1 pseudogene is annotated in these 304 nt (G+C 41.8%); it reads right to left on the minus strand.

The features are described 5' to 3' along the window. Window positions 1–45: 45 nt before the first annotated feature. Window positions 46–304: pseudogene (locus C1E99_RS13755) on the minus strand (ABC transporter permease subunit); the annotation flags it as partial.

The following is a 304-nucleotide window of genomic DNA, read 5'->3' on the forward strand; positions in this document are numbered from 1 at the left end:
GAAGGAGAAAGGCAACTGTTAAGTAGATATTTGCAAATTTCTTCATTATTTCTTCCTCTCTTTCGTCATCCACATAATCAATAGCATGGCTAAAATCAAGACCACACCTATGGTTGAACCCATTCCCCAGTTTTGTGTTGTGAGAAAGTGTTGTTCGATAGCTGTTCCCAGTGTAATGACTCGATTACCGCCAATCAAACGGGTCAACATGAAGAGGCTCAGACTTGGAATGAAAACCGCCTGAACACCAGAGCGGACACCGTTCATGGAAAGAGGAAAAATAACTTTTGTGAAAGTCTGCCAA

Origin of the sequence: Streptococcus suis (assembly GCF_002964045.1) — a bacterium.
GTDB classification, from domain to species: Bacteria; Bacillota; Bacilli; order Lactobacillales; family Streptococcaceae; genus Streptococcus; species Streptococcus suis_U.